The organism is Polynucleobacter sp. JS-Safj-400b-B2, assembly GCF_018881975.1.
Taxonomy (GTDB): Bacteria; Pseudomonadota; Gammaproteobacteria; order Burkholderiales; family Burkholderiaceae; genus Polynucleobacter.
Genome location: NZ_JACVPJ010000004.1, coordinates 255,513 through 269,134 on the forward strand (window position 1 = coordinate 255,513; position 13,622 = coordinate 269,134).

Sequence of the window (13,622 nt, forward strand, 5' to 3'; positions counted from 1 at the left end):
CAGGGCCCTGGACGGCATGAAGCTCAGTTTAAATAAGATTTTATTTAAATCAGATGCCACTGGAAGAAAGCGTTTGTGGACAAAATTGGCAACGTTGATCAAAAACGGCGTTCCAATTAAAAGTGCGCTTACAACTCTACATTCAAGGCGAATACAAATTGGTAAAGGAGGGGCACCGGACGCCATCGCACTTTCTCATTGGCTTCAGCGTATCAATAATGGCAGCTCAATTGCTGGATGCACAAAAGGCTGGGTGACAGACGAAGAGCAGATGCTTCTAAGTGCAGGTGAAAAATCTGGCGATATCTTAAAGTCACTAGAAGCTATGTGCAGGATTATGACTGCAAAAGCATCAATTAAAGGTGCCGTGATTGGTGGTGTAGCGTACCCCATTTTTATTGTATTGATGTTATTCGGTTTCATGTATCTTTTTGGGTATAAGTTGATCCCATCATTTTTGAATTTAGCCCCAGTAGAAAAATTTTCAGGATTTGGCTACCTTATAGCCAGGGCAAGCATTGTTACTCAATATGCACTGCTGCCATTTATGGCCTTTTGCATAGCTGCTATAGCTGTTTTTATGCTTTCGCTCCCAAGATGGAATGGGGAATTTCGCATTAAATTGGATGGCTTTAAACCCTATTCGATCTATCGCATCATTCAAGGTAGCAGCTGGCTTATTAGCTTTTCAGCCCTCGTTAAATCAGGAGTTCGGATTGAAGATGGTTTAGAGCAGATGGCAAAATTAGCGAACCCTTGGCTAAAAATACGATTGCTTGCCTGTTTAAAGGGGCTTAAATCAGGACTAACAGTTGGGGATGCCTTGCTAAGGGCTGGGCACAATTTTCCAGACAGGGAAATAGTAGATGATCTCATCATCTACTCATCATTAAATGGGTTTGAAGATTCATTGGAATCTCTTGGAAATGAGTGGATTGAATCTTCGGAAAAAATAATATCAAGCCAGATGAAAGTTATTTTTAATATTTTATTGGTTATAGCCATAATTATGATTGCCATGATGGTCGCTGGCATGATTGATATGCAGACCCAAATGAAGGACTTGCTGCAACAAAGGCATTGACCTCTGAGTAGATTAAAGTTAGCCGATGGGGACTAAGCCCCAAGTTTGCGCAACTAAATGCTCGATAAGCGCAAATATATTTGAGATTTCATTTTGCCGTATCAAGCCTCATTAATAACAATCTAACTTAGCAATCTTGCTAAATTTTGGAGAATTTTGATGAATATTTTGGGTAAGCTATTTAAACGGCAAAAAGGTGTGACCCTAACGGAAGCGTTGGGTGTATTGGTTATTCTGGCACTATTGCTTGGCGGCGCATATGCGCTCTTAACAAGCGCTACGACCTCGCAACAATCTAGTCAGTTGGGTGCAGACGTTGCATCTCTTCGTGCAGCCACAAAACAACTTTGGGGTGGGCAAGGAAGCTATGGATCCACATCATTAAATGCAACATTAATTAGCGCTGGTCGTGTACCAAGCGATTTACCGGTTAGCGGTGCGGTAATCTCCAATCAGTTTGGAGGTACTGTTACGGTTACCGGCGCAACAAGTGCATTTACTGTTGCGGTAACCGCAATTCCAACATCAAACTGTGTGGCGTTAATCTCTAATGCTACCGTTAGCTGGACATCAATTCAGGTTGGCGCGGCAGCAGCCATTACAACCTTCCCGGTATCGCCAGCTACAGCAGCCAGCGCAACTAACTGCGGTGCGTCAAACTCGAACACCATCACGTTCACATCTAACTAATGATGAATTAACCAGCATTGGATATTTCAATGCTGGTTTTCTAACTCATGTTTCCACTATGCATGGCCTCATTTGGCGCGCTAATACTTTCCTTTTACCTCGCATTTACGCTACCTCAAGAGGCAAGTATTAACACTGCTACATCAACGGATATTTCGGCAACAAATTTTATTGCCTATAGAGAATCTCTACTGCGATATAAAAATGCTAACCCAGGAGCCTCTGGCTCAATCCCGGATTCGTCTCTAACATTTGATCCGGGCTATATCAGAAATTACTTATGGTTCAACACCATCTCAGGAGGGGTCCTGTATGTATATGGCAATACCAGTAATGATGTGTTAAATAATTTGTATCAAAAAACACTAAATTCAAATCTGGTTGGCACTAATTCTTCTGGCGTATTAATAAACGAGACTGGTGCTTCCACAGGAGTTTCATTGCCCGCGATAATCCCGTCTGGCGCCATTGTTTTTGTTGGGAGCTAGGCGATGCCTAAGACGCTAAAAACGGCTCAACACTTTCGCAATAGAAATAGAGGTATCACTTTAGTTGAGGTTATTGGCGGATTATTTATTCTAAGCATGGTTATGATCATGCTTAACCAAATCACCACATCGATTCTGGATAACACCAAGGCAAATCTCACGGCAACCTACGAAACGACGGTTGCAAATGCTGCGCAAGCTTATATTAAAACCAATTACAGCGCCGTCGCCTCGGTGGCAACCTCAACCACGCCGGCCTTAATTACTATCCAAAGTTTAATTAATACTGGGTTTTTACAGTCAGGTTTTTCATCTAAAAATCCCTACTCTCAGAGTACTTGCATTCTTGTTTTGCAGCCATCAAGCAATCAACTGCAAGGGATTGTGGTCTCAGAGTCAGGCACGGTAATTGATGATGTGATGTTGGGCAGCATTAGCTCAACAATGGGGGCGGCTGGTGGAGGCATATACAGCTCAGCAACTGCAACAATAAAAGGTGCCGCCGGAAGCTGGTCAACACCAACTTCTGGCTTTAGCGTTCCCAATAGCGCCGGCACAAATTGTAATGGTATGGCCGGCAATGTTTCGCTAGCGGCCGGCCACCCCGTCTACGCGTTATGGTTTGCAAATGGGGATATTGCAAGCTCTTTTTTGTACAGAAATTCGGTTAGCGGAAATCCTAGCCTCAACACAATGAACACTCCATTGATCATGGCCTCAGTTCAAACTGCTGCATCAGCATGCACAACCACCGGATCAATAGCAGTTAACGCGCAGGGCTTGGTACTGAGCTGCCAAAGCGGCACATGGCAACTGCAAAGTAGCTCATATTGGCTTTCACCAGTAACTACCTACGCAAATTTACCGTCAACCGATCAAGCTGGGTCAGTACGCCTTACTGCAGACACCAATAGAGTTTTCGTGTGGAGTGGGGCATCTTGGCTTGCGCTTGGTGTTGACCAAAGTGGTAATTTTACGGACCCAGGCAAACTATCAACAGGCCAGGTTGCGCTAACGGCAACTACAGCCACGAATGGAGCAAGCTGCGCGACTTACGGCACTGGTGTTGTGTCAAGAGATGCTTCGGGGAATATTTATGTGTGTAAGTAATCAATTGGATTCGCTCACTTTTCTCTAATTACTTATTTCCCTGCCGCCTAAACATAACTCTTTAATGAATTGATTCAGTTTCATTAAAGGGTTATGCCATGATGTCTATTGCTCGGGGTTTTCACAGCCTCATTTATGCCGTTGTTCTCTTCCTAGGTCTCAATATTTCGGGGGGTGACCTTGGCTCGGCATATGCTCAAACATGGCAAAACGTTCCTGCGCAGTCCGGCAGTGCTGGTACTTGGCAGGCGTTAAGCTGTAATACTACCTCCAATCTCACTTGGCAGCCACTAGGTTGCAACCCGGTTACTTATAGCTGTCCGACAGGTTATACGCTATCAGGACAAACTTGCTCAATCACCGTATTTAGCGCGGCAATCTCTGTTTATGGATGTTCTAGCGGGGTTTTAAGTGGGACGAGCTGTATTGCGAGCAGCACTGTCGCGGCGACTTTGGGCTATAGCTGCGGGTCTGGATACACCCTGTCCGGTAGCTCATGCACCAAATCCACAACAACGGCAGCCACTGCTAATTATTATTGCCCAAGCGGCGGTAGTTTAGGGGGCACCACTTGTACTGTTAGCGGAAGTTATGGAGCGTCAATCGCTTCGTACTATTGCCCAAGCGGCGGTAGTTTGGGGGGCGCCTGGTGCAACACTAGCTGGAGTTATGGAGCTAGTGGTGCAGCGTCCGGCTGCAGTGCTGGACTATTTACGGGCGGAAGATGTCGCTTTGGCCCATCACCCCAATCCGCATACAACTCGCAATTTTGCCCAAATCAAACTGTCACCGGTGGACCGGGCGGACTATATCCAACTTACTACTATTATTGCCCTACTTATATTACCTATAGCTATTCCTGCCCGTCGGGCGGTTCTTTAAGTGGCGCTACTTGTTATGTTTCATCTGGCTATGGTGCGTCAATCGCTTCGTACTATTGCCCAAGCGGGGGCAGCTTGTCTGGATCGACTTGCTTTACCTCCTCATCCTATGGCGCTTCCGTTGGCTCGTATTCATGTGGCTCTGGCACTTTATCTGGCTCATCATGTATCACCACAACAACAGTGCCAGCAACCCCAATTTATTCATGCTTAAGCGGAGTTTTGTCGGGATCTACCTGTGCAGTCTCGACTACAACTGTCGCCGGCATTACAGGCTACTATTGCAACACTGGAGCGCTATCGGGGTCACAATGCTCCACAACGGTTACGATACCGGCTACGGCGAATTGAATTTTCGCCGAAATGAATCCATCCGACTCATTCAGATAGAATTAGCAATTAATTAATCCACCAAGACTCGGGAGTCACTCTAATGACCAGTTTTTTGAAAAAAAATGTCGCGCTTATATTGCTTGCTCTAGCTATGATTGCGACCCGTGGAAACCATATCGTAACTGCAATTAGTCTGTCTGATGCGTCTTGGGCAATCTTCTTCCTCCTGGGTTTTTATTCTGCGCGCAAGTCTTTGTTTTTGGCTTTTATTGCTTTGGCGGCATTTATTGATTATGTTGTCGTAACCAAACTAGGGGTGAGCGACTATTGCATTACGCCAGCTTATGCCTTCTTGATTCCCGCTTATTTCTCCATGTGGTTTGCAGGGCGCATATTTACAAAGCAATACCAGACAAACGCAATGGCATTTGTAACCCTTGCTAAATTTATAATCATCGGCGCTGCAACATGCGAAATCATCTCCAGTGGCAGCTTTTACTTCCTCAGCGGTCGCTTTTCCGAAAATACCTTATCTGGGTTTGGCGAACGTCTAATTGAGTACTTTCCATATGACCTCATGAGTACATCGATGTACCTAGGTATTGCTATATTAGTTCATATTGCGGGAATTATCATGAAGCATAACGTTGCCGTTAAAAGCGCCTGTTAGCGGCGAATTCGAGTTTTGAATTGAGCAAATTCCAGCTTTTAGCCAAATCGAGTGCGAACGTCTGGGTTTCGATCGGAATGATCTACCCGGAGCTAGATACAGAGGATTATCGGTACGAAACAAAACTAGAGGCTTCAAGGGTAAAAGGGCGGATCAAGCAGTATCTCAAACACTACAAACCAAGAGACAAAGTTCCAATCAAAATCATTGAACTGATTTGATTTTTGAGGGCACACTAATTTGGTTTGCTAGAATACCTACGTTGATAGTGCTCGCGTCTAATTTTCAATAGGCGCAGTTAAACGGGAAATTGGAGTCTGTAAAGGCTACCATGCTGTCCCCGCAACGGTAAGCAAACGCATAGAAGGTTATGTCGGCTCAATCGAAATACCACTGGCTTAGGCTGGGAAGGTCATTGAGTTCAGTTCGCTAGTCCGGATACCGGCTCTCAATATGTCAATTGGATGCGGGATCGCCTTCGATTGGTTAAGTCCAGTGCCTACGTGGGAGCTAGGTCCGTGACTATTGCTGTTTGACGGAACCACCATGAATCAAATTCATAAAAAATCTTTGGCGAAATCCTTCGCCTTGCTATTGCCAATTCTTTTTTCGGCTCATACCTACTGCCAAGCATCAGATGTTAATCCACTGGTTGTTACTGCCACAGGCTATAAGCAGCCCCTTTCAGATGTTCTGCCTTCTGTAACAGTCGTTACTAGGGAGCAAATTGAAAAATCGCAAGCACCCTCAATTGCGGATCTGCTGCAAGGTGAGCCAGGGCTTGAGTTTCATAGAACTGGAGGACCCGGTCAAGTGACCACCTTCAACCTTAGGGGTAACAACGGTACCAATTTAGTAATTTATGTTGATGGAGTGAGGTCGCAAGTCGATGGATTTGGAAATTTAACCGTCCTCAATATTCCGCCAAATACAGTTGAGCGCATAGAAATTCTTAGAGGTAATGCAGGGGCGCTTTATGGCGATGCAGCAATTGGCGGGGTAATTAATATTTTCACACGTCAAGGGGGCAATACCGACCCGAAAGCGTATGCATCAGTAAGCGTTGGTTCATACAACACCCAGGAGGCAATGGTTGGATATGGTGGCGCCATAAACGAAACAAAATTTAATTTAACTTTCGATGAAATGACTAGCAAAGGAATCCCAACCCTAAATGCCGCTCAATATCCAAACGTCAATCCAAATACGGGCGCAATATCCTCGCAAACTATTAATGCATCTCTGAGCCAAAAAATTACAAAGGATTTTGAGTTGGGTGGTGGCGCAAGATATTTCACGTCCAACGCTAACTATGCGGACCCAAATGCCGGGCCAACAAGCGCTGGAGGCGATGGTGCTACATCTAGTAACACCTGGAATTTAAAAAACATCAGCACGGATATTGGTGGTTTTGCAAAATACAACGTGAACGAAAATTGGACGACAAGATTCGATATTGCTCAATCGCAACTTCAAAATCAATATTATTCAAATGTAAACGCTGTGGAATTTGTAGCAAATAATGGGTATAACCCAAATTACAGCACCCAAAATATTCAAACCTCTACAAAGTGGTTAAACAGTTATGAGCTTGATAAAGATAAAATAATCATTGCTGGGGTGGACTACACACAAGCAGGTTATGACGACGGACAGGGGAATAGCTCCCTATCCCAAAATGATCAAGGCTATTTTTTAGGCTATACCCAGCAGTACGATGCGCTCGATATCCAGATCAACGGACGTCATGATTATTCAACCGTTAAAGAGCAAAATACTGGATTCACCAATCAAACTTATAAGGTCAATACGGGTTTGTTTGGGCTGGGCTATCACATCACCGAAGAATTCAAATTGACAGGAACCATCTCTACTGCATTTCAAGCGCCAACAGCCGGCCAAATTTTTGGCTACTCATATGGCGGCGGCAGCACTTTTAACGCAGGATTGGTCCCGCAAACGTCCTATACAAACGAGCTTGGCGCCGTGTACCAAAAGTCAGAATTTCTTTCAAGACTTGTTTATTTCAATTCAAGAACCATGAATGCAATTCAAGGTCAACAGGTTCCCAATGGCTTTGAGTTTTTTAATATTTCTCAATTAAGAAATAACGGCTATGAGTTTAGTCAGCGGGCAAATGTTTACGGGGTTAAGGTAAATGCCGCATATACAAATCAAAACCCAGTCGATTTATCTACTGGACAAACGCCACCATTGATTGCAAGGCAATTTGGGTCGGTGGACCTGAACAAAGCAATCAATGAGAAATTTGATATCGGTACAAAAGTTTACTTCTCTGGCGCAAGGCAGTCTACTTTTTATGCCCCGATGAATGGCCCAAGCACAGCCGTGACATTAAGCAATTATCAGGTGTGGAGTTTTTATGCTGGTATGAAAATCACTGATGAGCTAAGTGTGCGAGTGCGATTAAATAATGCTTTCAATGAACAATACCAATTGGTCTCTGGCTACAACACAATGGGGCGCAATGTGATGTTTACCATAGCTTATCAGCAAAAATAACCCAAATTTACCATGGCTATCACCGTCGGTGTAATAGGGTGCCGAGGGCCAAAGAGTGCGTCACTATTGCAGTAATAACTGCTGCTGGCGGCTGCAGTATTAATGTTCATAATTCGCAGCATGAATGCGAGCCAACAGGAAAAAAGGGGTTCATGACAACACTCATTATTGAGGCTGAACAAGCACATAAAAGAGTTTTAATAGAGGAATGGGGAAATTGGTGATTGGAGGGGAATAAGAAAAACAGCGTAGCAGATTTAGTCGTTAGGGTGAAAAATTCCTTTAAAAAACTTGATCACAAAGTCATCCTCAATCATTTCAAAGCTATCGATTTTGCAATCGATATGATCAATGGTTGCATTGCCTTTATTAAAAACAAGGTAGCCAGTGTTTTGACCTGGCCACATCACAATGCTGCCATCTTTTCTCTTGAGTGGAGCGGTAATCGTGTCCGGCTCAGAGGGCCCATTTTGCAAAATAAATCTCTCGGCTTGATCGTAATTAACAATACATGTCGCAGTAACGTTAGCAGGTCGCTCCGGGTCCTTATTATCAATATCAAAAATGACCGATACCTTACCAGCCGTTGACATAACGTAATTGCCACCAGAGTAAATGTTAATAAATTCACTTGTAGGCATCGTTTTGGCAAGAGTTAGGGCTTTTCCGGAGATTAAGGATGACTCATCACTTGCCATTGCAGCGAAGGATAGTGCGATGAGGAATGCGGCAATTGTCGGCAGGTAAGTTTTATTCATTAATAGGACCTTTCGTTTGTAATAACAATACTAAAGGCCAGATTTATGAATGCAAGTTTACACCTAAGGCACCATGCCTTAAAAGTTAAAAATTTACAGCGATTACATTTTCATCTAGGGATTTTTATTGCCCAAAATAGATGAATCAACAACCAAACACAAATTTTATGAAAAAAATTCTTCTTGCCGCTGCAATTACTGCCTTGATGAGTCACTCAGCCATAGCGCTGACCAATCAAGATAACCTACTAAAAAAACTACAAGTGAAGTTTCCCGCAAATCATATTGATAAAGTTCTTGAAACCCCCATCCCCGGCATCTATGAAATTGATTCAGGACGTGAAGTTGCCTATACAACAAAAGATGGCAGGTTCATTTTCTTAGGATTGATTGATGCCAAAGAGGGGAAAGACCTTACTGCCATTAGGAGGGCTGAGCTAAGCAAGGTTGACTTTGGAGAATTGCCATTGGCAAATGCGATTAGAGATATTCGTGGTAACGGCAAAAGAACCCTTGCAATTTTTTCGGATCCAGACTGTCCTTATTGTCAAAAATTAGAATCTGAAATGATTGGATTAACGGATATCACCATCTACACGTTTCAGATGCCAATTGCTCAATTGCATCCCGGCGCCAAGCGTAAGGCTATCAGCATTTGGTGCGCTGACGATCAAGTGAATGCGTGGGGCGATGCCGTTGGTAAAGGCGCTAATGTTGTGGATAGGGAATGCCAAAACCCAATTGATGAAAATCTTGCTCTGGCAGCAAAACTCTCAATTAATGGAACGCCAACACTCATTGCGCCTGATGGCAGAGTTTCATCTGGCGTAATGACGGCAAAACAGATCGAAGATTGGCTTGCAAAGTGATCCCGTCCAACCCTCGAGGGCCTACTTTTCAAAAGTGGGTTTTGTTATAAATCAATAGCTTGAAGCAATAACCCTCGACCACTAGCAGTTACATGGTCGGGGATAAATTGGGAATGTTACGCCTAGGTAATACACGGGCAATAGCCTTGCTACATTTAATTCGCCCTAGCCGGTACTGTAACCGTTGTGGAGCATTGCGGCCCCGATAGTAATCTAGTGTTGCAATAGTAGCTTGTAATGCAAGCGGCAGTTGTAGTTGAGGCTGCACAGGCGGATCAACAAAGGATCTATGGTAGAGGCAGAAAGCCACCAACAAAATACCCAAATAAACACGTCAAAGAGCCCGCAATGCATATGGACGGCCCGAATGGAAGCGGAGTGTCTTTTGTTGCTCTAGAAGTTAAGATTGCCACCGCACTCCAAACTAAAGCAAATCCCGAGGCCACCGGGATTATTTGGAATAAGAGCGTGTGCACTCCAAACCACGCCCCAAGTGCAGCCATCAATTTAGCATCACCACCGCCAAGCCCAGTTTTATTAAGAAAGGCTTCGTAGTAAAAGTTAATTCCAAAAAACAAAACGTATCCCAAAGCGGCCCCCCATATAGACTCCTGTAGGCCGACAAATCCAGCCAATGGAAAAATTGAGTTCATGAGCAACCCAATCCATAAAAATGGAAGGGTTATTGCGTCCGGCAAAAGTAGATGATCAATATCAATCATGGTTAATGACACCATGATCCCAATGAAGATTATCGTTAAAAGCAGGTTTAATGAAAATCCGAATTGGTGAGCTGCAGCCACATACAAAATGCCGGTTGCCAACTCAACGAGGGGGTAGCGAATACTGATTGGCGCGTGACAATGACTACATTTTCCCTTTAGGAATAGATAGCTAATAACAGGGATATTTTCGTACCATGAAATTTGGTTCCCGCATTTTGGGCAGCTTGAGCGAGGTACCGCCAGATTATATTGGGGTGATTTAGCCCGGGCATCCAGGTTCGAGGATATCTCATTTGCCCATTGCGCTTCTAACATAATGGGGAGCCTATAAATCACTACATTTAAGAAGCTACCAGCCAGCAGTCCAAATAAAAAAAGGCTTAATTGTAAAAATGGGGGGGAGTTTTGCAGCTGCAAGAAGAAAGAAGTCATGCCTAAAGATTAATTTTTTAAGTCAAACTAAATTCTTTAATAAATAGAAGAATTTTTGGATTATTCGTTTTTGAATTTATGGGTCGTCTAAGCAAAATTAGGCAATGCCAATTTTTAAACAAAAACAGCCAAGCCCCGCGTCTGGCGTTCCAGATTACACACCAGGCCCAGTAGATGAGGCGGTAAAAAAAGAATACTTTGAGCGTGGCAGCAAAGCTGTAATTGAAAAAAATCGTTGGTTCGTTATTGCAATTCTTTTGGGGGCAGGCTTGGTTGGCTCGGTTTTTGCAATGCTGGCGATGCTGCCACTAAAAACGGTGGATACCGTGATAGTTCGGCAGGCGGACACTGGCAGGTTAGTTGCCGATACGTCAGTTGGCGGGACATGGGAGCCGGACCAAGATGCTACAGCTTACTTTTTAAATCAATGGCTTGGGGATGTTTATAGCATCAATGCTTCAACCATTCGTAAGACTCAGGCTAGCGCAGCAGAAATGGTTACGGGATTAGCGGTTGCCCAATTAAGTGATTTGTATCACAAAGAAAATCCCATCCTAGCGCTTTCTCAAAATCCTCTTATTTTCCGAGACCGAGAATTCATTTCTATTAATTTCATAAAATCCGACACGGCACTTATTCGATATCGGCTAACAACCCGTCTTGATGCGACACATCCAGCAGATGTTAGGAGTTACGCAATGACTATTACCTTTGTAAAAATTAAACCGAGTACACGCGAAGATGTAATGCGCAATCCAGGCGGGATATTTATTACCAATTTCAGCAACTCAGAAGAATCCATTAAGTAATGTTTAAATTAAAAACAATTTATATCGCTGTTGTTCTTGGGTTAATTTCAGTCCCAGCTATCAGTATGGCTAAGGGTAAGGCGCCGTCGCCACAAGATGAAATCCCCACTTCCGCTACATGGGTGGACACCATGGCAAAACCAGTTGCACTGCCTGCCGACAATCGAATTGTTCGGTTCTCGTATAGCCCCGATGTTATTTACACTATTTTAGCAACGGTAGGCTACACAACACATATTGAGCTACAAGAAGACGAGGGGCTAACTGAAGATCCAAGTCTTGGCGATACCATGCAATGGCGGGTCTCTGGAGGTCCGCGCAATATGTATATCAAGCCTTTGCGTCCAGATATTGTGACCTCTTTGACGCTAGTGACGAATAAGAGATCATATCAATTTGATTTGCGTTCTGGCCCGATTGATGGCAAACGTTATCAGAAGGTAGCCTTTGATTACCCTGACGAGCAGCAAAAAATTAAGTTACGAGATAAGGCAATTGCTCAGGCGACACAAGCAGAAGTCAATCGAATCCAGTCTCAGGTTGTTAGTGCTGAGATCAACCCTTCTAAATTAAATTTTTCCTACGATATCAAAGGAGATGCTGAATTTAAGCCGGTATCGGTATTTGATGACGGAAAATTTACATATTTTAAATTTAATAAAATTCAAAGCATGCCGGCCTTATTTTTGGTTGAGAACGACGATCTGGTGCTGGTGAATTATGTTGTTAAAGGGGACACCTTTGTTATTGAACGTATTGCGCCAAAATTCTCCCTGAAGTTAGGCGCGAAGGAGGTTCTAGTTAATAAACATGCCTCATGGTGGAAGTAAGAGATGTCCAAAGAAAATCCCTTTGAAGTTAAAGAGGATGCCCATCAAAGCATTGATGAGCACGCCAAAGGAAAGCCAAAGAAAAACTGGAAGCTGATCATGACCGTTATTGGATTGATTGGACTGGTGATTGGCGTTTATTTTTTGCCCTCTGGTGTCAAAAAAGAAATTAAACAGGCCCCTCAAGAAGCTGTGAATCCTCAGCAAACTAGAGAGATGCTGACAAAACAGATTGCTGGCGATGCCGGTGAACGGGAAAGTGCAAAAGCATCCAAGAACATTAGTTCTGCTGATATGCCAATTATGCCGGGGGGCGTAATAGAAAATGGGTCACTCACGGTTAAAAAATTTGAACCCGGTAGCGCGGAAAGCAAGCAAAATCCCTATGCGGAAAAGCCTAGCGGCAATGCGCCAATTAACAATTACGTACCGCAAAATCAATCAAACAATAGACTTTCACCTAAAGAGGAGCAAGAAAAGCGCCGCGAAGATATATGGGCATCTGCAATTGATGCCAAAGGGGTAAAGCTTAAGAAAGCTGGTGAACCAGCAGCAGTAAACCCATATGATGCAATTACTTCGGCGTATGGCGCTGGCGTGGGGGGCAACTCAACAACACAGATGTTGGCAGCACAAGCACAAGGAAAAGCGGCTATTGCGACTCTTTCTGACCCAGTGAAACAAGCATCGCAGATTGCCGATTTAACGCGCTCACAAAACACTCCAGCGCAGGCGCCAACCAAGGGCGCTCAAGACACTGCATGGCTGAGCAATCAAGGCTCCAACGCCCAAGCATCCGCTCCGTTGGTTGAGCAGACCGCCCCAATGGGGGCGGTTATTCAGCAGGGCACGATTATTCGTGGCGTACTGCTTAGTGGGATGAATACCGATTTGCCAGGATCAATCACCGCAAGAGTGGTGAATGATGTGTATGACTCAATTTATCAAAATACACTTTTAATTCCAAAAGGGTCTAAGTTGATTGGCATTTATAACCACGACATTGTCGTTGGCCAGGAGCGGGTATTAGTCGCATTTTCAAGACTAATTCGTCCCGATGGGTCCTCTATTCAATTGGCTGGTGCCGCAGGGACGGACATGCAAGGGGTGTCTGGGTTCCCGGGTGAGGTAAACAACCATTTCTTCAAAATGTTTGGCTCCGCCGCAATTATTGGTGCCGCCTCAGCCCTATCCGGAGGGCAAAGTGTCACGGTGACGCAGGGCCTTTCCGGCACCCAAACAGGTGGCACGGTTATGGCACAAGCGTTATCCGATTCCGTCAATATTTTGATGCAACGAAATAAAAATATAGCGCCAACTATTACTAAAAACTCAGCCGAAGAATTTATGTTCATTACCACCAGAGATATGCGTCTATCACCAGCGCAATCGCTTTAATCAAATCACTTATATCTAATTT

General features: G+C 44.2%; 13 protein-coding genes and 1 riboswitch. Of the genes, 11 read left to right on the top strand and 2 right to left on the bottom strand.

What is annotated here, in order from left to right; all coding sequences use genetic code 11:
• Positions 1-16: 16 nt before the first annotated feature.
• From ICN48_RS06945 to ICN48_RS06975, 7 genes are all read left to right on the top strand, one after another.
• On the top strand, positions 17-1,084 hold the full coding sequence (locus ICN48_RS06945; protein WP_216152971.1) for a type II secretion system F family protein: 1,068 nt from the start codon (positions 17-19) through the stop codon (positions 1,082-1,084).
• 159 nt (positions 1,085-1,243) lie between these two features.
• Positions 1,244-1,774, top strand: a complete 531-nt coding sequence (locus ICN48_RS06950) for a type 4 pilus major pilin (protein ID WP_216152972.1) — start codon at positions 1,244-1,246, stop codon at positions 1,772-1,774.
• Positions 1,775-1,836: 62 nt separating this feature from the next.
• Entirely contained in the window at positions 1,837-2,262 is a 426-nt protein-coding gene (gene pilM / locus ICN48_RS06955; protein ID WP_216152973.1) for a type IV pilus biogenesis protein PilM, read from the top strand.
• Between the two features lie 3 nt (positions 2,263-2,265).
• Positions 2,266-3,372 (top strand): shufflon system plasmid conjugative transfer pilus tip adhesin PilV, encoded by a 1,107-nt coding sequence (gene pilV / locus ICN48_RS06960; protein WP_216152974.1) that lies wholly within the window; start codon positions 2,266-2,268, stop codon positions 3,370-3,372.
• A 98-nt stretch (positions 3,373-3,470) separates the two neighbouring features.
• Positions 3,471-4,604, top strand: a complete 1,134-nt coding sequence (locus ICN48_RS06965) for a hypothetical protein (RefSeq protein WP_216152975.1) — start codon at positions 3,471-3,473, stop codon at positions 4,602-4,604.
• Positions 4,605-4,737: 133 nt separating this feature from the next.
• Positions 4,738-5,256: a hypothetical protein gene (locus ICN48_RS06970; protein WP_216152976.1), complete on the top strand. Its 519-nt coding sequence runs from the start codon at positions 4,738-4,740 to the stop codon at positions 5,254-5,256.
• A gap of 249 nt (positions 5,257-5,505) precedes the next feature.
• A riboswitch (cobalamin riboswitch) is annotated at positions 5,506-5,721 on the top strand.
• An 81-nt stretch (positions 5,722-5,802) separates the two neighbouring features.
• Complete coding sequence (locus tag ICN48_RS06975; RefSeq protein ID WP_216152977.1) at positions 5,803-7,779, top strand: TonB-dependent receptor domain-containing protein; 1,977 nt, start codon at positions 5,803-5,805, stop codon at positions 7,777-7,779.
• A 257-nt stretch (positions 7,780-8,036) separates the two neighbouring features.
• On the opposite strand, the gene ICN48_RS06980 is transcribed toward ICN48_RS06975, so the two are convergent.
• Positions 8,037-8,537: a hypothetical protein gene (locus tag ICN48_RS06980; RefSeq protein ID WP_216152978.1), complete on the bottom strand. Its 501-nt coding sequence runs from the start codon at positions 8,535-8,537 to the stop codon at positions 8,037-8,039.
• Between the two features lie 167 nt (positions 8,538-8,704).
• Here ICN48_RS06980 and ICN48_RS06985 point away from each other — a divergent pair, with 167 nt between their 5' ends.
• On the top strand, positions 8,705-9,406 hold the full coding sequence (locus ICN48_RS06985; protein WP_216152979.1) for a DsbC family protein: 702 nt from the start codon (positions 8,705-8,707) through the stop codon (positions 9,404-9,406).
• Positions 9,407-9,693: 287 nt separating this feature from the next.
• On the opposite strand, the gene ICN48_RS06990 is transcribed toward ICN48_RS06985, so the two are convergent.
• The gene (locus tag ICN48_RS06990; protein ID WP_216152980.1) at positions 9,694-10,563 is read right to left on the bottom strand and encodes an A24 family peptidase; all 870 of its coding nucleotides are present in this window, start codon (positions 10,561-10,563) and stop codon (positions 9,694-9,696) included.
• Between the two features lie 104 nt (positions 10,564-10,667).
• Between ICN48_RS06990 and ICN48_RS06995 the strand changes: the two genes are divergently transcribed.
• Genes ICN48_RS06995 through ICN48_RS07005 form a run of 3 tightly spaced genes read left to right on the top strand, consistent with a single transcriptional unit; the run spans position 10,668 to position 13,600 of the window.
• Positions 10,668-11,372: a type IV secretion system protein gene (locus ICN48_RS06995; RefSeq protein ID WP_216152981.1), complete on the top strand. Its 705-nt coding sequence runs from the start codon at positions 10,668-10,670 to the stop codon at positions 11,370-11,372.
• Complete coding sequence (locus ICN48_RS07000) at positions 11,372-12,202, top strand: TrbG/VirB9 family P-type conjugative transfer protein (protein ID WP_216152982.1); 831 nt, start codon at positions 11,372-11,374, stop codon at positions 12,200-12,202. The genes ICN48_RS06995 and ICN48_RS07000 overlap by 1 nt, the downstream gene beginning before the upstream one ends.
• A gap of 3 nt (positions 12,203-12,205) precedes the next feature.
• Positions 12,206-13,600 carry a TrbI/VirB10 family protein gene (locus tag ICN48_RS07005; RefSeq protein WP_216152983.1) on the top strand — a complete coding sequence of 465 codons (1,395 nt, stop codon included), beginning with the start codon at positions 12,206-12,208 and terminating at the stop codon, positions 13,598-13,600.
• Positions 13,601-13,622 lie beyond the last annotated feature (22 nt).